We start from the raw sequence: 19,375 nt of genomic DNA on the forward strand, positions 1-19,375 counted from the left end.
ATCCCGGGTAGCCGCGCCGACCGGGGACTTCCTCACGAGCCGTCGCCACCTCGCGCAGGGCCTCGCAGTAATTCGTCATGTCGGTGAGGATCGCCAGAACGTGGAAGTCCTGCTGAAACGCCAGATACTCGGCCGTCGTCAGAGCCAGGCGCGGCGTCAGCAGACGTTCGATGGTCGGATCGTCGGCCAGATTCATGAACAACACCGTGCGGTGCAATTGACCGCTGTCTTCGAGGGTTGCGCGAAAGAAGGCCGCCTCACGGTGCGTGATTCCCATTGCGGCGAAGACGACCACGAAATCCTCTCGGCCGGATTCGCCGACGCGCGCTTCGGTGGCAATCTGTGCGGCCAGCTCACCGGCCGGGAGCCCGAAACCCGAGAAAATCGGAAGCTTCTGGCCGCGCACCAGCGTGTTCAGGCCGTCGATCGCCGAGATACCAGTCTCGATGAACTCACGGGGATAGGCGCGTGCCGCCGGATTGATGGGCAGCCCGTTGACTTCCCAGAATGCCTCCGGCATCAGCGGAGGTCCGCCGTCGATCGGCTTACCCGACCCGTCGAGCATCCTCCCCAGTACTTCGCGACCGACCCCCAGGCGAGCGGCATCACCGCCCAACCTCACGCGGGTCGTCGCCAGATCCAGGCCGCGGGTACCGGCATAGACCTCGATGACCGCTCTGTCGCGATCAACCTCCAGTACCTGGCCCCGCCGGACCTCACCGTCGGGAGCGACCACCTCGACTACCTCACCCAGATGCACGCCGTCGGCCCGGTCGGCAAAGATGAGAGGGCCCGAAACATAGGAGACGGTCTGCAGTTCAGTCGTGTGAAGCCCGCGTCTTCGCGTCACAAGGACCCCACCTCCTCGTCGATCCGGGCGATCAGATCCCGTCCACGTGCCTCGGCTTCATCCGGCGGCCATGCTCGCATTCGGGCTATGTCCGCCAGCACCCCGAGTGAGGTCGCCCGCTCGATATCGGTCGATTCGTCGACCTTGCCGAAGAGCTGCTCGTGAAAGCGGTGGATCACCCGCAGCATCCAGTACTGCTTGGTGAGCGGACAGAAAGCGTCGACCTCGTCGAATGCCGACTGCTGCATGAAATCCTCGCGAAGAATCCGTCCGGTTTGGAAAGTCACCCGCTCGCTCGGTGCAAGCACGTCGATTCCGAGCAACTGAACGATGTTCTGGAGTTCCTCTTCCTGACCGAGTACCCCTAGAGCCCAACTGCGCTGCTCCGTCCAATCGTCGGCTACCGATTCGTCGAACCATCCTCCCAGGTCGTAGAGGCTGTAACTGCGCGTCCAGTGGATCGCCGGGAAGTGCCGGCGCCGGGCGAGGTCCGCGTCGAGCGACCAGAACGTTCCTGCCAGCCGCAGGCTGTACTGGGTGACCGGTTCCGAGAAGTCGCCGCCGGGTGGAGACACCGCGCCGACGACGCTCACCGATCCCGCCCGGGGTTCGGACCCGAGCGACAGCACCGCTCCGGCCCTCTCATAGAACTCGGAGAGACGTGACGGCAGGTACGCCGGATAGCCCTCTTCGCCCGGCATCTCCTCCAACCGGCTGGACACCTCGCGCAAGGCCTCACCCCATCGACTGGTGCTATCGGCAAGCAGCGCCACGTCGTATCCCTGATCCCTGTAGTACTCGGCGATCGTGATACCGGTGTAGATGCTGGCCTCTCGAGCAGCGACCGGCATGTTCGAGGTGTTGGCGATGAGGATGGTCCTCTCCATCAGCCGGGCGCCGGTGCGCGGATCCTCGAGATTGGGAAACTCTTCGAGTACCTCGGCCAGTTCGTTGCCGCGTTCCCCGCACGCCACGTAGACGACCACGTCGGCATCGGCCCATCTTGCGAGCGTCTGCTCGTGCACGGTCTTGCCCGTACCGAAACCTCCCGGAATGGTCGCAGTTCCCCCGCGCGCCAGCGGGAACAGGGTATCGACGACACGCTGGCCGGTGATCAACGGCGCGGACGGGTCCAAACGGAGAGAAGCCGGCCGCCGCCGGCGCACCGGCCAGCGGATGGTCATGAACACCGGCGTACCGTCGACCCAAACAACAGGGTCCTCCGCCCGTGCCGAACCCTTGCCGAGCGACGTTATCCGTCCGGAGACACCGAGCGGAACCAGGATGCGATGGTCGAGGGCCGACGTTTCCGGAGTGGTTGCGACGATGTCACCGGCGACCACCCGGTCGCCCTCTTCGACACAGAAGGTCAAGTCCCACGACCGATCCCGGTCTATCGAAGGCAACTCGATGCCCCGCCGGATGAATGGGCGGCCGTAGGGCCCGGACGCATCGGCGGCGAGCGCCGGCAACGGCCGCTGCACCCCATCGAACACCCGACCCAGCAACCCGGGCCCCAGTTCCACAGTGAGCGGCTCCCCTGTGTCGACCACGGACGAACCCACCTGCAGGCCACTCGTGTCCTCGTATATCTGTATGACGGTTCGATCGGCGTGGAGGCGGATCACCTCGCCGATCAAGCGGCGCCGGCCGACGCGTACGACGTTATACAGGCGAGCATCACGCAGGCCGGCAGCCTCGGCTACCGGCCCGGCCAGGCGCGTGAGCGTTCCGGAGGATTCGCCGATCATCGGCTGTCCTCTCCAAACGTGATGTGGTAGCCCACCGCCCGGCCGAGCAGGGCGGCGATGCGTGCCCTCCGACTCACTCCCTCGTCGGCGCCGAAGCCGGCCGGGACTGAGATAACGACGGGTGATACCGATTTCTCGAGACGGTCCCGCAGATGGGGATCGAAGCGGAGGAAGAAGGGCTCGTACACACCGATGACGCCTCGCTCCCCCTCGGTGATCAAATCATCAACCGCGCTCGCCGCCTGAGCCGGATCGACGACGGGACGCACTCCGGCGCCCGCCAGCCGGAAGCCCGCAGCCAGCTCCGGAGGAGCCACGATCGTGAGGTGAGCCGAGGTCATGATGCGATCAGCTCCCGCTCGATGACGTCGGACGGAATAGCGTGCACCACACCTCGACCGATCAGCCGGAGGTTGCGGGCCTCACTCTCCTTGGTCCACGCGAAAGCCACCGGAATTGCGATACCCAGGGGATCACCTTTCGCGAAGAGACCCACTGCCTCCTGTGCCATTGCCGACTCCAGAGCAGCCGAGAAGCGCAGCAGGTCGCCGTCTACCGACCAGCCGGCCGCGGCTGCCTTCCAGGATGCCGGAATGGGCGCATCCTGCAGGAGACGGACGACATCGCCGGGTGTCCCGGCAAGCCGAACCGACTCGAGGGAGTCGAACGGAATCCGTCCTGCGGAGAGGTAGTGGGCAGAAGGGTCACCGAGGTCCCAGCCGGGTTCGGCCTCTACTCGCGAGCTGCGCAGCCGCAGAGCGGTGTTGAGGTTCGTCTGATCCATCTCGAGGCGAAGCATTCGGGCGAGTTCGTCGTTCGGACCGCCGCCCAGTGACGAGTGGAGGTGATCGGCGTACGCTCGATTGAGCGTGCCCTCGATCAAACTCGGATCGTTGGTCGCCTCGTATTCCGGCCAGACTGCGATCAACCGGCCGGCCGTTCCTGCGGAAGGCAGGCTCCACGCCACCAGGAGTTCCACGGTCGCCCGCAGGCCGGGTTGCGAAGCGAGCTCGATCAGGGCCGGTTCGTCGATCGTACCCGCCGGGACCAGAAGGCGAACGATCTGCTCGGAACCCTCGAGCCGCACCCGGCCCCGGAGGATCGTGCGCAGGTTGCGGAGGTCCCAGCGTCGGAGCAGCAACTCGAGCCTGCTCCTCTCCGGGCCGTCGAAGAATCTCTCCAGCATTCGAAGGTGCCGGGCCAGGTGAGATCGGACTGCCTCGTCCAGGCAACGCAACCCCGAGAACCGCAACATCGCCGCCTGTACCTCCGATGCGTATGCGGTGTCGGCAAGTGCCCCGAGCAGCCGCTCGATGGTGCCGGCGCTCAGGAGACCGGACAGCTCATCGGGGGTCAGCATCCGTGACCGTAGGGCCCGAATCCTGGCGTTGCCGTAGTCGTAGCCGTTCATGTCGGGATCCTTCGACCGATCTTCTCGGCGAAGATGAGCCGGAGGAGGTCGTCGGCCCGGGCGAGCCGGGATTCGAAGTCGTTTCGCACGACCCGGCCGTTGTCGCCGCTCACCCCGGCACCGCCCCTCGTGTTCAAGGTGGCCTCGAGTTTGAGATCGCTACGGCCGTCGCCGGAGAGGATGCGCCGTGCCAGCTCCTCGTCTTCCGGATCGACGCTGAGCGTGGTGGCTTCCGGCAGCGCAACGCAGCACTCCCGGATGAGGCGAGCCAGAACCTCCTCGTAGCATCTGGTCCCGCGCAGCGACCCGATTATCTCCGAAGCTGCGTCACGGGTTTCGACGTACAGTGCCTCGACCTCGGCTCGCACCGCTCGATCTGCCTCGAGCCGGGCGCGATTCACTATCCGATCGGCCTGTCGTTCCGCAGCAGGATCACGGCCCCGGGCGAGTCGCTCCCTTTCGCTCCCTGCCTGCCGGCGGGCGTGATCCAACAGAGCCGAACACTCGTCGTCGGCCTGCGCCACGATCGTCTCGATTTCGGCAGCGGCCCCGGCGCGGATGGCGTCGAGGATGTCGGCGAGTGCCAATCAACCCCCCAGCAAGATGATGATCATCGCCGCAACCGCGAATCCCAGGATCACGAGAGTCTCGGGGATTGCCACCAGCAGGATGACCCTGCCGAGCAGCTCCGGTTTCTCGGTCAGGGCTCCGATTCCGGCAGATCCGATACGGCCCTGCGCGTAGCCGGTACCGATCGCTGCCAGCCCGACTGCGAACCCGGCCCCGATGCCGAGCAAACCGGCTTTGAGGCCCAGGCCGATCTCGATCAGACCACCTTCCATGAGAATCTCCTTTCGGTCACATTGAAACCACCCGGTTGTCCAGGCCGCCGAACGGCCGGAATTCGTCTCCCCCCTCGTCGTAGAACTTGCTGAAGAACTCCACGTAGTGGAGGCGCAGCGCCTGGACCGTCGGGCTGAAGGCGCCGAGCGCCAGATTGAGCGCGTGGAATAGGGCAGCGATCATGATGCCGAGCCACAAAGGTGCGGCGGCGCCTAGTTCGTTGGCTACGCGGGCCAGATACACCGATGCCACCCCGAGTGCGGCGATACGAAGATAGGACAGAACGTTGCCGACCAGTCCGATGATCTCTAGAGGTGCCATCACCGGCCCCAGTCCGCCGCCCATCACCATGAGAACGACCGTGGCAACCACGATGGCTGCGAACGACGGAGTCACCAGGGAGCGAGGCAGGAAGTCTGCTGCGACGGCAGCCAGCGTGAACAAAGCTCCAAGAGTGAGCAGGAGCATCAGACGCTCGATGGTTTCGTGTCTCCGGTGGAACTTCAACGATTGCCAGACTCCCAGGAGCAGGCCGAGGGTGACGTGACCCGCCCCGATCGCGAGTGAGAACAGCAGCAGAGGCTCGAGCGCTTCCTCCCGGTTGATCCAGATCGGCTCGATTCCCAGCAGTCGGTGCCCGAGATCGCCCAGGTATTCGCCGTAGACGACCCCCCAGAGGACCGCCCACGAGGCGGACAGCAAGAACACCCGGCTCAGGTCCCGGAGGGCGGGAGATCGATTCCGCAGGTAGCGGTTCGCCAGCGCGGCCAGCCCGAGCAGGATTGCCCCGTAGATCACGTCGCCGAGCATGATCCCGAAGAACAACGGAACGAAGAGGCCCATCAGAAGGGTTGGATCGACGCTCCCGTAGCGCGGGATCGCAAGCAGACGCACCAGGAATTCGAACGGCCGGGCCGGTGCCGGATTGTGCATGAGCACCGGGGGGACCTCTCCCTCCTCGACGGCGGCCCTCTCAACGATGACCTTCTCCCCCACTCGCTCCGCAACCACCTTTTCGATCTGACCGGCTGCCCGCTCGGGAACCCAGCCCGAGATGACGAAAGTGTGAGCCGTTGCCCCGAGGTGGCGGATGGCGCCGAGCTGATCGAGATGCCGGTCCAGGTAGGAACCGGCCGCAGCCCAATCGGCGTGAGCGGCGACGAGCACATCGAGCTCCCGTTGAGACGAAGCTATCTCCCCGGGCAGATCAGCGAGCCTGGCCTTCATGGCACTGATTGCCTCGCGAAACGACATAGTCTCGTACTGCCTGGGAAGCCGCACACGGCTGATGGCTTCGCGGCCGAGCAACGAAGCAACCTCCTCGGAATGGTCGCGGGGATACACGAGCACGGCACCGACCGTGTTCGAATCGACATGATCCGAGATGATCTCGAAGTTGCCTGCCAGTTTCTCAGTCAGTTGAACGTTCAGCTCGCCCAGCACGGAAGAGTGGCGGCTCTCAACAAGGAGTACGGCCGTTCCGTATCCCCGCAGTTGGGCGAGTCCCGGCACGAGAGGGAGCAGCTTGGTCAGGGAGGCGACATGCCGGGGAAGCGTCTCCTGCTCCCGGGTCAGATCGTCGATGTGGTGGACGAGCTGCTCGACCTTCGGGGCGAGTTCGTTGAGCTCGCCCCGCATCCGGTCGAGACTGATTTCCGTCATCTCCGGAAGCACCAGACCGGGATCGGGCAGACCGGGCACCAACGCCAGCACCGAACCGAGCCGCGCTCGCAGGTAGCGCAGATCTTCGATCCTCTGCAAGTGCTGTTCGTCCACCGCCAGAGGAGGGAGCGGCACCGTCGCGTCATCCGAAACGTCGATGAGGTGCACGTTGCGCAGTCCGTGCAGCACGGCCAGAGTTTCATCGAGTTCGCTCTGATGGCCGATGATGTGGAGCTTGGCCATCGTCTCCAACATGGCTATGCGCTCTCTTCCTCTGGAGGGGCGAGAAGCAGTTCCACCATGGCATCGACGGCCTCCTCGACGAAGGGGGCAGCCTCCCCATGCAACCGCCGGATGGCGAGTTCGGCGCCGTCGCGTATCCGCCCGGCTTCCTCATGGGCGGCGGCAACCCTCTCCTCATAGCGTGCTCGAGCCGCCTCCCGTCCCGCTCTTCTGGCGGCCTCGACCATTCTGCGCGCTTCAACGCGAGCCGATCTCACGCTCTCCCCGGCCGCCGTCCTGGCAGCTTCGATGGACCGCGCCACCTCGAGTTCGTGCTCCCGGATCTGCTGCACGGCATCGGCCGGTCCGCGAACCGTCATGAGACGGCCCCGGCACGCGCCGTCCTGCGCGCCATGTAGCGCTTCAGGCGGAAGTGGTCTTGACGTTCACGCTCATCGAGGACGCTCTGAATCGTTCGCTGTTCGCGTTCCAGCTGCGGTATGACGACCGATTCGAGGGCATTGACACGACGGGTCGTCGTGGCGATTTCGTCGACGAGGCGTCGCAGCCGAAGCTCCTCGGCGGCCAGTTCGAGCAAGAGCGACACCACCGACTCGAATCCCTCGGCGGCCCTGTCGATGTAGGCGCTCGAACCGGCGAGCGTGTAGCCCCGCCCGATTCTCGGACGTCCCACCGGCTCGTATTCGATATTGGCGATGCGAACACCCATGACGGTGGCAGTCCTCGCCTGGAGAGGGATCTCCCTTCGGGTCGCCAGACCAAGCGACATGACCTCTTCGGAACCGTGAACAGCTTCTGCGCGGGCTAGAGCGGAACGGCCTTCGACGGCGGCGCGGTCTAGTGCTCCGCTGCCGGCGAGTACCACGTCGGCAACTCTGCGGAACTCCTCCATGAGCTGATCGCGCTTCTCTTTGAGTACATCTCTACCCCGCGCCGCCAGGCTGATTCGCGTGCGACACCGCAGCAGGCCGGTGCGGGTGGCGGTGATCTGTTCCACAGCACACTCCGAACATCCAAAGCCCTTCTCCTCGCAGTGTCACCGTTCGGACCACCGTTGCGTAACGGGGCAGAAGTCACAATCTGTGAGCCTCAAGAGAGGGGAGGCCCGCGCCGGGTGACAATTGGTATCGCTATACGGCCATACGGCCCGTTACCTGCGCGACACTCCGTCGGTAGTGTTACAGCAGAACGTGGTGTCCCGAATAGTCGAGCACCGAGTCGAGAGCGCCGGCAGGCCGAGCGCCTGCCTCCCGCCCCATCGGTTCTCTGACGGGAGAGGTTATGACGTCGATAGTCGTCGATGTCCCGGCTATGTACGCCGACCACCATGTGGTCGAGGTCAGGCGGATGCTCCTCGACGTTCCGGGGGTCGACTCCATCTACGCCTCGAGCGCATTTCGTGTCGTTGAGATCGAGTTCGACGAATCCCTGACCACCGCGGAAGCACTCGAACGGTTGATCGGCGAAGCCGGCTATCAGATTGCGCCGCCCGTGCCGACCGAGTCCGGCGAGCCGGTGCCCGGCGGCGCCGGACCGCGCTTCAAGCGACTCACTACCACTCATCCGGCCGCCGGTAGCGGGGTGGCGTTCCGGCAGGACACCGTCATGTACGCAGCGGGAGAAGAGCGAGAAGGCTGGAGAATCGAGGACGTGGGGAGGATGCACCGGTGACCGAGCAAGACATTCCGTCCCCCAGGAGAGGGAGACGTAGCCCGCAGGAGGCGTCGGTGGATCCTGCGGCGCAGGCAATGCTCGCATTCGCCGATGAGATCGGTGCTTCGACGGCGTTCAGTCGGGCGGACACTCTGGGTCCCTGCAATATCGGTGCCGTCGGAATGTGTTGCAGTCTGTGCGGCATGGGCCCGTGTCGCCTGACCAAGGACGGGTCTACGGGTGTCTGCGGCGCCACGATCGACACTATCCAGGCCAGGAACTTCATCAGATCGGTCGCGGCCGGAGCAGCAGCGCACTCCGATCATGGACGGGATCTCGCCTTCACCCTGAAGGCGGTGGCGGACGGTGAGGCCGAGGGTTACACGATTCGCGACGTGCCGAAACTCAGAGTCGTCGCGAGCCATTACGGGATCGACGTGCGCGACCGCAGCCCGGAGGAAATAGCCGGCGACCTGGCGGACCTCTACCTGGAGCAGTTCGGCAGGCAGAAGGGTTTCCTCGAACCAATCGGTCGAGCGCCCGCCAAGCGCCGGAAGCGGTGGGAGGAACTAGGCGTGACGCCGCGCGGAATCGACCGGGAGGTCGTTGAGGCGCTGCACCGCACACACATGGGAGACGACCAGGACCCTGCCCACATCCTCCACCATGCCGTGCGCACCTCTCTGGCAGATGGTTGGGGCGGCAGCATGATCGCCACGGACATCTCCGACATCCTGTTCGGGACTCCCGCCCCACTGCTCGGAGAGGCCAATCTGGGCGTCCTGAAGGAGGACATGGTCAACGTCGTCGTTCACGGCCACGAGCCGACGTTGAGCGAAATGATCGTCGCCGCCAGCAGGGACCCGGAAATCGTCGAGTACGCTCGCGCCGCCGGAGCGACCGGGATAAACCTGGCCGGAATCTGCTGCACCGCCAATGAGATCCTGATGCGGCAGGGCATTCCGGCGGCGGGCAACTTCCTCCAGCAGGAACTCGCCATACTCACCGGTGCAATCGAGGCGATGGTGGTCGACGTCCAGTGCATCATGCAGGCACTGGTTGCCCTGGCGGAGGGTTTTCACACGAAGATCATCACGACGTCGGCAAAGGTGAAGATCAAGGGTGCCACGCACATAGAGTTCGATGAGCACCACGCGATGGGCATCGCCAAGGACATACTGCGGATGGCCATCGACAACTACCGCGAGCGGGGCGAGACCCACATCCCGGACTACCGCAACACGCTGACCCCGGGTTTCTCACACGAGTACGTCAACTACATGCTCGGCGGCAGCTATCGAGGATCTTTCCGACCACTCAACGACGCAATCATGGCCGGCCGTATCCGGGGGGTTGCCGCAATCGTCGGGTGCACGAATCCCCGCATACAGCACGACTCCATGCATACGGCGATCACCAGTGCCCTGCTCCGGCAGGACGTGCTGGTCGTCGAAACGGGCTGCGCGGCCATTGCCAACGCCAAGATCGGCCTTCTCGTCGGTGACGCCGGCCTGGACAAGGTCGGACCCGGCCTCCGGGAAGTGTGCGAAACGGTAGGCATTCCGCCCGTGCTCCACATGGGTTCGTGCGTGGACAACACCCGCATCTTGACGGTCCTCACCCAGATGGTGGAGGAAGGCGGCCTCGGCGACGACATCGATGAGATCCCGGCCGTCGGCCTGGCTCCCGAGTGGATGAGCGAGAAGGCGCTATCGATCGCCACATACTGCGTCGCCTCGGGCGCCTACGTGATCATGGGCGGCAGCAACCCGGTCGAAGGCCGCCAGGACAAGGTCCCGGAGAGTGTATTGGTGGCGGACCACATGAGCTCCGGTTGGAATGAGATGTACGGGGGGAAACTGGAGTTCGTCGATGACGTGGACGAGATCATCGCGCGGACCATCGATCACATCGATGCCAAACGGGCAGCCCTCGGCCTGCCCGAGTACAACCCGGCCCGTTTCGGTATGAGCGGCGACGCCCGCGTCGAGGAACTGGAGGCACTTCCGTTGCGGGAACGGATGTCCGCCCTCTACGGGGCGAACTCGTAAGGAGGCACGCATGTCCAGATACATAGCCACACGTGCCATCCGCGGTGCAAACGGTCTGGTCGCCGAGGCAGAGGAAATGGTGAGGAGCGCCATCCTGGACAAGGGCCCGGACACGCCGGTTGCCTTCCCCAATACCGCCTACTACCTCCCCGTCGCACTGGGAATGACCGGCATCGAGGTGGAGACGTTGGGTCAACTCTCAGAGGTGGTTGCCCACGCCCGCCGGCTACTTCACCCGGTCCCGGCCGACCACCACTGGACCCCTTACCTCGGCGAAACTCTCGACAGCGGGATGGCGACCTTACTGGCCGCGGAGACCATCGAAGCCATCCGGTACATCGACGGCCGCCAGCCCGAGGTGATGCCGGGCTTCGATCTGGCCGGTGGCTCGGCTTTCACCAGTCCCGATGCCGAGGCGGCCACCGAAGGTTCACCGAACGGGCACCTGAACGGAGCGATCGACGACATACAGCTTCGCTCCTGGGGAATCCAACTAGTCGACGGACGGATGCCCGGATTCGCGGCGATAGTCGGCTGTGCCAAGTCGAACGAAGTGGCCGTGCAGATCGTTCGCGAATTGCAGCGCCGCAACATCCTCTGCTTCCTGTCCGGAAACGTCAACGGACGCAGCATCATCCATCAGCTGATCGAAGAAGGTGTAGAACTCGGCTACGACACGTACACGGTCCCGTTCGGCACCGACACGATCAGTGCCATCTATGCCCTCGGATTCGCCACCCGGTCGGCGCTCACATTCGGCGGACTGAAGGGCGGACAGGGACGCGAGATCCTGCTCTACAACAAAGACCGTGTATTCGCTTTCGTCCTCGCCCTGGGCGAGGTCGACGATCTGAAGTACGCCGCGGCCGCCGGGGCGATCAACTTCGGGTTCCCGGTCATCGCCGACACCGTCATACCCCAGATCCTCCCGACCGGCGTAACGACCTACGAACACGTGGTGAGCATGCCGTTCAACGAGATAAACGGCGCAGATGATCTGGAGCGCGCCGAACGTCTCGTTCAGAAGTGCATCGAGGTTCGCGGAGTGAAGGTGCACATCGCCGACGTTCCGGTGCCGGTGCCGTATGGATCCGCCTTCGAAGGTGAGGTCGTGCGGAAGGCGGACATGCGAGTCGAGTTCGGCGGCAAGCAATCACGCGCCTTCGAGTACCTCCGCATGGCGGAACTGGACAAGGTCACCGACGGCAAGATAGAAGTCGTGGGACCCGACTTCTCGGAAGTCGAACCCGAAGGCCACATGGATCTGGGAATAGTCGTCGATGTTGCCGGCCGCCAGATGGAGAAGGACTTCGAGCCGGTCCTCGAACGGCAGATCCACTATTTCGTGAACGGCGCCTCGGGCATCCAGCACATCGGCCAGCGAGACATCGCGTGGATCCGCCTCTCTACCAAAGCAACCGACGCAGGCTTCCTCCTCGACGACTTCGGCAAGATCCTGCATGCCAGGTTCCACGCCGACTTCGGGGCCATCGTCGACAAGGTACAGGTGACCCTGGTCACAGATCCGGTTCTCCTCACCGAACTGCTGAACGAGGCGCGTGTCGCCTACGACTTCCGCAACAAGCGCCTCGAGGACCTCACCGACACCGCGGTCGACGTCTTCTATTCCTGCACGCTCTGTCAGTCGTTCGCACCCAACCACGTCTGCATAGTCAGCCCCGAACGGCTCGGCCTGTGCGGCGCATACAACTGGCTCGACTGCAAGGCATCCTTCAACATCAACCCCACCGGACCCAACCAGCCCATCAAGCTGGCCAGGGTCATCGACCCCATCAAGGGCTACTGGGAAGGAACGAACGACTACGCCAAAGTCGGATCACACGGTGTCGTCGACGAGGTGGCCATGTACTCCATCATGGAGAACCCGATGACCGCCTGCGGCTGCTTCGAGTGCATCGTCATGCTCATCCCCGAGGCCAACGGCGTCATGGTCGTCAGCCGGGAGGACACCAGCATGACCCCGGCCGGGATGACCTTCAGCACACTGGCCGGACTCGCCGGCGGAGGAATCCAGACTCCCGGCGTCATGGGCGTTGGGAAGTTCTACCTGGCCAGTCCGAAGTTCATATCCGCCGACGGCGGTTTCAGGAGGGTGGTGTGGATGAGCAGCTTCCTCAAGGACTCGATGAGCGACGAGTTGAAGATCGTCGCCGATCGGGCCGGGGATCCATCTCTGCTCGACCGGATCGCCGATGAAAGGTCGGTCACCACCGTTGAGGAACTCCTGCCGTGGCTCGAGGAACACGAGCATCCGGCACTCACGATGGAGGCCATCCTGTGACAACCGGCTACTGCAGAAAGGCGCGCCGAGGAGGACTCGATGCAGATTGAGATTCCAAAGGACAACTGGCAGGGATCTGTGAGAACCGTCACGCTGGGCGCGACGCCGGAGGAGGGCGGTACGCGGGCGCGGACCGTCACCGTCGGCGGCCAGCAGGCCCTCCCGTTCCTCCATTTCGAGCAGACACCCCCGAATCCTCCGGTGATCGCGCTCGAGATCACGGCCACCCGTCCCGGTGACTGGTCGCCCGTGCTCCTGGACGCATGGGGCGGAGCCGTCGACGACCCGGGCGCCTGGGCAGGAGCTTGCGAGTCGGCCGGAGCCGACTTGATCGTTCTGTCGCTGGGGTTGAACGGAGCGGATGGCCGACCTGCAGACGCCGCATCGGCGGTGCGGGCAACGAAGTCGACTCTCGAGGGTACGGGCCTGCCTCTGGTCGTCCTGGGCCCCGGCCAGGCGGAGGCCGACAACGACTTCCTCATCGCCGTCGCCGACGCTACCAAAGGAGAACGGCTGGCCCTCGGGCTCTGCGAGGACTCGAACTACCGGACGATCGTCGCGGCGGCGATGGCCAACGACCATCTGGTCGTCGGCCGAACCCCGATGGATGTCAACCTGGCCAAACAGCTCAACATCCTGATCACCGACATGGGTCTGCCTCTCGATCGAATCATCATGGACCCGACCACGGGCGCGTTGGGATACGGCATCGAGTACGGATACTCGGTCATGGAGCGCTTGCGAATCGCCGCACTGCAAGGAGACGCGATGACTCAGCTTCCGCTGCTGGTCGGTCCGGGAGCGGAAGCCTGGAAGACCAAGGAGGCAAAGGTGGGTGATGGGGTGCCCGACTCATGGGGGAAGTGGGAGGAGAGGGCATCCAACTGGGAAACCGTGACCGCAGTGGCGCTCATCGAAGCCGGCGCCGACATCGTTGTGCTCCGGCATCCCGACAGCGTCATGAGAGTGCGGCACGCCCTCGACGAGTTGATGGCCGTTGGGTAGGAGGCAGCTATGGCGCTAACCGGAATCCAGATCTACAAGCTGCTTCCTCAGACCAACTGCAAGGAGTGTGGATTCCCCACCTGCCTGGCATTTGCGATGAAGCTGGGAGCGAAACAGGTCGAACTGAGCGACTGCCCGTACGTGACCGAGGAGGCAACTGCCCAGCTCGCCGAGTCGGCCGCCCCACCGATTCGCCTGATCGAACTGGTCGGTGGAGGACATCACATCAGGGTCGGCAACGAAACGGTGCTGTTTCGACACGAGAAGACCTTCTACAACCGGCCCGGACTGCTGATCAGCGTACGGGACACCCTCGACGAGGCGGCCGTCGAGCAGCTCGCCAAGACCGTTGATGCATACGGGGTCGACTACGTCGGCGTAGACCTGCGTGTCGATGGACTAGCCGTGGAGGCAACATCCGGAGACGCGACCCGGTTCGCCGAGGCGGTGCGGGCCGTCCGGCGAGTCAGCGACCTGCCGCTGGTGCTGGTGGGCGAGGATCCTGCCGTGCTCGGCGCCGGTGTGGAGCTGCTGAAAGGCGAGAAGCCCTTGCTGATGGGGGCCAACGCCGGCAACTGGGACGCGATGTCCGAGCTCGCCCTTCAGAGCGGAGCCGCCCTGGGGGCCACAGCCGGCAGCCTCGAAGAGCTCGCCGAACTCACAGACAAGCTCAGATCCAAAGGGGTCGAGGACATCGTGCTGCAACCCGCAGCAGCGCGCATGGGTTCCAAACTGGCCGTGCAGACCCAGATCCGTCGCCTGGCTCTGAAGAACTTCCGGCCGCTCGGATATCCAACGATCGAGTTCGTGGGCGGCTCGGTCGACGGCCGGCAACAGGCCGTTCTGGCCACACAGGCGATCTCGAAATATGCGGGCCTGGTGGTTCTCGACGAATTCTCTCCCGAACTCCTCTACCCGCTGCTGGTACTTCGCGAAAACATATACACCGACCCTCAGAAGCCGATCCAGGTACAGCCCGCCCTCTACGAAATCAACAACCCGACGCCGCAGGACCCCGTCCTGGTCACCACCAACTTCAGCATCACCTACTTCAGCGTCGCCAACGAGGTCGAGGGCTCGGGTATACCTGCCTGGCTGCTCGTCACGGATGCGGAAGGCATGAGCGTGCTGACGGCCTGGGCGGCCGGGAAGTTCGACGCGGAGTCGATCGCCAAATCGGTCAGACAGTTCGACGTCGCCGCACGCGTCGAACGACACGACATCGTGCTTCCCGGACACGTGGCCGTCCTGTCCGGCGAGCTGGAAGAAGAACTACCCGACTGGAACGTCCTGGTAGGGCCCCGTGAAGCGGTGGATCTGCCCGCCTTCATGAAGACCGTCCTATCGGAGGGATCAACCTTGCACTGAGGATTCCCATGGCCCAGCATTCCGTCCTATTCGAAGACCGGGCCGAGCCCGTTGAGGTGCGGGCCGGCACTTTGCTGGTCGAGGCCGCCCGCCTGGCCGGGATCGAGATTCGACAACCCTGTGGCGGTCAAGGTCGGTGCGGGCGCTGCGCGGTGAAGGTCACAGGAGGACGGGTACGCCGTCGCAGCATCATCCGCCTGTCCGAAGAAGACGTAGCCGCCGGCTTCGCGCTGGCGTGCCAGTCCGTCGTAGAAGAGGACGTATCCGTGGTGGTGCCGCCTGCCGACCAGATCGAGCGGCGCCTCTCGACCGATCATGTTGCACCGGAAGTCACCGTCCCCCGGGACTATGCGCCGGAGCATTCGCAGACGGTCGCAAGGACACTGCTTCGCCTCGCCCCGCCGTCGATGGACGATCAGACCGACGACTGGGCCAGGCTTCGCACCGCGCTCCGGATCCAGAACGGGATCGATCACCTGCGTGTGTCCCTGGAGCAGATCCGGGAACTGGGAGGGATTCTGCGTGGCTCTGATTGGCAGGTCGGACTCACATACGACACGGCAGGCGAACCGGCCGGCTCGGCTCGCCTGATCGCGATCGGCCCGGGAGCCCCACCACCCGCCGATCCGCTCGCCGGGCTGGCAATCGACATAGGAACGACCACGGTCACCGTGCTCCTCGCCGATCTCGACTCGGGTGAAGTGCTGTCACGAGCCGCCACGTACAACGAGCAGATCACAAGAGGGGAAGACGTCATCTCTCGCATCATCTACGCCTCCAAGGGCGGCGGCGATGAGTTGAAAGGACTGATCCTGGAGACGGTCAACCGGTTGATCGCATCCGTCTGCAGCAAGGCGGGCATCGAAACCGCCGCCATCGTCAAGGCAACGGTCGGCGGCAACAGCACCATGATGCATCTGCTGATGGGAATCCCGCCGGAGAGCATCCGCCGCGAACCTTTCGTCACCGCGATCAATGCCCCACCGCTGCTGACCGCCCGCCAAGTCGGCTTCACGATGTGTCCGGAAGGAACCGTCGATCTGCTGCCCGGCGTCGCCAGCTACATGGGAGCCGACATCACCGCCGGTGTGCTGGCCTCCGATCTCCGTTCCTCGCCGGACACAGCACTCTTCATCGATATCGGCACGAACGGCGAAATGGTCTTGGGGTCGTCCCAATGGCTCGTCTCGTGCGCCTGCTCGGCCGGCCCCGCCTTCGAGGGCTCCGGCGTGGTCCACGGAATGCGTGCAGACCGCGGCGCGATCGAGGAAGTATGGATCGACGGGAGGAGTTACGAGCCGACCCTCCGGGTGATCGGCGAGGTCAAGCCCCGCGGTATCTGTGGCAGCGGACTGATCTCGCTGGTGGCCGAGATGTTCATCACCGGGATCCTCGACAAAGGCGGCCACATCGACGAGACCCTCACCACACCCCGGATCCGGCGAGGAAACCACGGGGTCGAGTACGTCGTCGCCCGACGTGATGAGACGGCGGACGGCAACGACCTCGCCATCACCGCGGTCGACATAGACAACCTCCTGCGGGCCAAAGCGGCCGTCTACGCCGGTTTCAACGTTCTCGCCGATCGTGTCGGTGTCGATCTCGCAACCGTGGACAGGGTCCTCATCGGCGGAGCTTTCGGGAAATACATCAACGTCGAGAAGGCGGTCGACATAGGTTTGCTGCCCGACCTCGCCTGGGACCGGTTCGACTTCCTCGGAAACACCTCGGTCAAAGGCGCCTACCTCTCACTGCTCGATAGAGCTGCAAGGGAAGAGATCGCAGAGATCGCATCGTCGATGACCTACATCGAGCTGTCCGCTGACAACTCGTTCTACGAAGCCTTCACATCCGCAATGTTCCTTCCCCACACCGACCTTTCACGGTTCCCCTCCGTGGAGGCGCCAGTCACATAGGAGAACGCACCATGTACATCATCGGCGAGAACATCCACATCATCTCCGACAAGGTGAAAACGGCACTGGCGGACCGCGATGCCTCGTTCTTTCAAAACCTGGCAGTTGAGCAGGTCGAAGCCGGCGCACAGGCCCTCGACCTGAACCTCGGACCGCGCAAGAAAGACGGGGAGGAAGTGTTCCCGTGGATGGTGAAGACCGTGGAGGCCGTCGTCGATGTTCCCCTGAGCCTCGACAGCACCAACATCCGCGGCATAGAAGCCGGCCTGAAGGCGGTGACCAAAGCGCAGCCGATGATCAACTCCACCTCGGCCGAGGAAGAGCGTTTGGAGGAGGTCCCCCTGCTGGCGAAACGGTACGGCGCCAAGCTCGTCGCTTTGACGATGGGCAAGAGCGGGATCCCGGTATCGGCGGACGAGCGAGTGAACATCGCCATCGAGAAACTGATCCCACGGATGATCGAGATCGACTTTCCGGTGACCGACTTGATCATCGACCCGCTCGTGCTCACCGTATCGGGATGTCAGGAGTACTGCCCGGAGCTGATCGAGGCGGTACGGACCATCCAGGTGGCGTGGGATCCCCCACCGGCGATCTCCGTGGGCTTGTCCAACGTATCGAATGCCGTTCCGTTCGAGAACCGATCGCTGATCAACAGGGTGTACTGCGCAATGCTCATGGGCGCCGGGCTACAGATGATGATCGCCAACCCGTTCGACGAGGATCTGAAAGAGGTTGTGCGGATCGTGGAACAGCGCGACGGGTCGACACCGCTCGGTCGGTTGTTCGTCGCGATCAGCGACCGGGTGGCGGCGATGGAGCAACCCGCCGCCGGGGACGTGGACTTCAACGACTCCGAACAGGTCAAGGTCTGGAAGACCGTTGAGATTCTGCTCAACAAAGTGATCTACGCGGACTCGTACCTGCAAACAGGGCCTTCGCGAGGAGGCGAGTGATGTCGGTGTTCGCGCCCGCCAGACGCTGGCAGCCGGCCTATCGGCCGTTCCGAAGAGAGAGCACCGGCACGAGAGCCCTGGCGGCCCTCGAACGGGCGGTGAAAGGACCCGTCTACGGGTGCCGCATGTGCGGCAACTGTCTGTTGCAGGAGACGGCCTTCATCTGTCCGATGGAGTGCCCTTCCGGCCTCCGCAACGGCCCGTGCGGGGGTTCCACACCGGACCACTGCTACGTCGACGAGACGCGACCGTGCGTGTGGAACGAGATCTATGAGCGATCGTTCGCCGCCGGCCGGGAGGAGAAACTGCTCGAAGTATTGCCGCCGCTCGACTGGGACAAGGTCGGCGGTCCGACCTGGGGGGACGTGCTGGACCGTGTCAAGGAGATTGGACCGGGCGACTTCCTATCCGGAATGCGCAACGCGCACCTGCGGAGCGACACGTGGGATTCCGTGTTCCGGCCGGTCCGTCAACCCGGGTGGTGGAACGGAGACTCCACCTATCACCCGCCGGCGTACGAGGAACCGGTCACCGGACTCGAGCGCAGGCTCCGCTCCGGCGAGTTCGTCGTCACCTCCGAGGTCGCTCCCCCGCTGGGGACTGCTACCGGCAAGCTGGTCCGGGACATCGAAATGCTCAAACCCTATGTGACCGCCGTCAACTTCACGGACTGCCCGTCGGCGACCTCGAGGATGTCGAGCCTGGCCTGTTGTCTGATCGCACTGCAACACGGGGTCGAACCCATCATGCAGATCGCCGCACGGGACCGGACCCGGGTGGGACTGCAGGCAGAGGTCATCGGCGCCGCCGGACTGGGTATAGGGAACGTCCTGTGCCTGTCGGGTGACAACCCGGCGATGGGTCCGTCTCCGCGCAGCCGGATGGACATCATCGATCTCGACTCGATTCAGATGTTGTGGATGCTTCGCAGAATGCGCGACGAAGGCACCTACCTGGACGGACGCACCATCAAGAACCCGCCGATGCTCTTCCTCGGGGCGGCGGCGGCGCCGTTCGCCTCCCGACCGCACTTCCAGGCGTTGCGCGAGCAGAAGAAGGTCAATGCAGGAGGCCAGTTCTTCCAGACGAACCTGGTCTACGATCCGGCCCGCTTTGCCGTATGGCTCGACGCACTGGCCAAACGGGATGTGCTGGACAAGGTACACATCCTCGTCGGCATCACCCCGCTCAAGAGCTACAAGATGGCGCGCTACCTCCACGACGAGGTGCCGGGTGTCGTCATCCCGGACCACCTCCTCGAACGCATGGAGAGCGCCGGCGAGGACGGGGAGAGAGAAGGGGTCCAGATCGCCCTCGAGCTCATCGAAGAGGTGAAGCGGCGGGGAGGTGTACAAGGCATCCAC

Annotated in this window: 17 protein-coding genes; 8 read left to right on the forward strand and 9 right to left on the reverse strand. The window is 64.2% G+C overall.

Going from position 1 to position 19,375, the window contains the following annotated elements:
* From VLT15_13005 to VLT15_13045, 9 genes are all read right to left on the reverse strand, one after another.
* On the reverse strand, window positions 1-850 hold an 850-nt coding region (locus VLT15_13005), incomplete at its 3' end, for a V-type ATP synthase subunit B (GenBank protein ID HSR46130.1).
* A complete protein-coding gene (locus VLT15_13010; GenBank protein ID HSR46131.1) occupies window positions 847-2,601 on the reverse strand; it encodes a V-type ATP synthase subunit A in 1,755 nt (584 codons plus the stop codon). The genes VLT15_13005 and VLT15_13010, both read right to left, overlap by 4 nt.
* Entirely contained in the window at window positions 2,598-2,942 is a 345-nt protein-coding gene (locus tag VLT15_13015) for a V-type ATP synthase subunit F (GenBank protein ID HSR46132.1), read from the reverse strand. Before VLT15_13015 ends, VLT15_13010 begins: the two co-directional genes overlap by 4 nt.
* Window positions 2,939-4,012: a V-type ATPase subunit gene (locus VLT15_13020; protein HSR46133.1), complete on the reverse strand. Its 1,074-nt coding sequence runs from the start codon at window positions 4,010-4,012 to the stop codon at window positions 2,939-2,941. The genes VLT15_13015 and VLT15_13020 overlap by 4 nt, the downstream gene beginning before the upstream one ends.
* A complete protein-coding gene (locus tag VLT15_13025; GenBank protein HSR46134.1) occupies window positions 4,009-4,599 on the reverse strand; it encodes a V-type ATP synthase subunit E in 591 nt (196 codons plus the stop codon). The genes VLT15_13020 and VLT15_13025 overlap by 4 nt, the downstream gene beginning before the upstream one ends.
* Window positions 4,600-4,854 carry an ATPase gene (locus VLT15_13030; GenBank protein HSR46135.1) on the reverse strand — a complete coding sequence of 85 codons (255 nt, stop codon included), beginning with the start codon at window positions 4,852-4,854 and terminating at the stop codon, window positions 4,600-4,602.
* 16 nt (window positions 4,855-4,870) lie between these two features.
* On the reverse strand, window positions 4,871-6,760 hold the full coding sequence (locus VLT15_13035; protein HSR46136.1) for a V-type ATPase 116kDa subunit family protein: 1,890 nt from the start codon (window positions 6,758-6,760) through the stop codon (window positions 4,871-4,873).
* A gap of 14 nt (window positions 6,761-6,774) precedes the next feature.
* Complete coding sequence (locus VLT15_13040) at window positions 6,775-7,119, reverse strand: hypothetical protein (GenBank protein HSR46137.1); 345 nt, start codon at window positions 7,117-7,119, stop codon at window positions 6,775-6,777.
* Window positions 7,116-7,757, reverse strand: coding sequence for a V-type ATP synthase subunit D (locus VLT15_13045; GenBank protein ID HSR46138.1), 642 nt, complete (start codon window positions 7,755-7,757; stop codon window positions 7,116-7,118). Before VLT15_13045 ends, VLT15_13040 begins: the two co-directional genes overlap by 4 nt.
* Before the next feature lie 284 nt (window positions 7,758-8,041).
* Between VLT15_13045 and VLT15_13050 the strand changes: the two genes are divergently transcribed.
* The 8 genes from VLT15_13050 to VLT15_13085 form a co-directional block, all read left to right on the forward strand.
* Entirely contained in the window at window positions 8,042-8,431 is a 390-nt protein-coding gene (locus VLT15_13050) for a heavy-metal-associated domain-containing protein (GenBank protein ID HSR46139.1), read from the forward strand.
* Window positions 8,428-10,464 (forward strand): anaerobic carbon-monoxide dehydrogenase catalytic subunit, encoded by a 2,037-nt coding sequence (gene cooS, locus VLT15_13055; protein HSR46140.1) that lies wholly within the window; start codon window positions 8,428-8,430, stop codon window positions 10,462-10,464. Before VLT15_13050 ends, cooS begins: the two co-directional genes overlap by 4 nt.
* Window positions 10,465-10,474: 10 nt before the next feature.
* The gene (gene acsB / locus VLT15_13060) at window positions 10,475-12,766 is read left to right on the forward strand and encodes an acetyl-CoA decarbonylase/synthase complex subunit alpha/beta (GenBank protein ID HSR46141.1); all 2,292 of its coding nucleotides are present in this window, start codon (window positions 10,475-10,477) and stop codon (window positions 12,764-12,766) included.
* A gap of 39 nt (window positions 12,767-12,805) precedes the next feature.
* A complete protein-coding gene (locus VLT15_13065) occupies window positions 12,806-13,771 on the forward strand; it encodes an acetyl-CoA decarbonylase/synthase complex subunit delta (protein ID HSR46142.1) in 966 nt (321 codons plus the stop codon).
* Window positions 13,772-13,780: 9 nt separating this feature from the next.
* Complete coding sequence (gene acsC, locus VLT15_13070) at window positions 13,781-15,139, forward strand: acetyl-CoA decarbonylase/synthase complex subunit gamma (protein ID HSR46143.1); 1,359 nt, start codon at window positions 13,781-13,783, stop codon at window positions 15,137-15,139.
* 8 nt (window positions 15,140-15,147) lie between these two features.
* Window positions 15,148-17,055: an ASKHA domain-containing protein gene (locus VLT15_13075; protein ID HSR46144.1), complete on the forward strand. Its 1,908-nt coding sequence runs from the start codon at window positions 15,148-15,150 to the stop codon at window positions 17,053-17,055.
* An 11-nt stretch (window positions 17,056-17,066) separates the two neighbouring features.
* Window positions 17,067-18,011 (forward strand): dihydropteroate synthase, encoded by a 945-nt coding sequence (locus VLT15_13080; GenBank protein ID HSR46145.1) that lies wholly within the window; start codon window positions 17,067-17,069, stop codon window positions 18,009-18,011.
* The coding region (locus tag VLT15_13085; protein HSR46146.1) for a methylenetetrahydrofolate reductase C-terminal domain-containing protein at window positions 18,011-19,375 on the forward strand (1,365 nt) is incomplete at its 3' end. The genes VLT15_13080 and VLT15_13085, both read left to right, overlap by 1 nt.

It is taken from the genome of Acidimicrobiia bacterium (genome assembly GCA_035471805.1).
Lineage (GTDB): Bacteria > Actinomycetota > Acidimicrobiia > Spongiisociales > JAHEDJ01 > JAHEDJ01.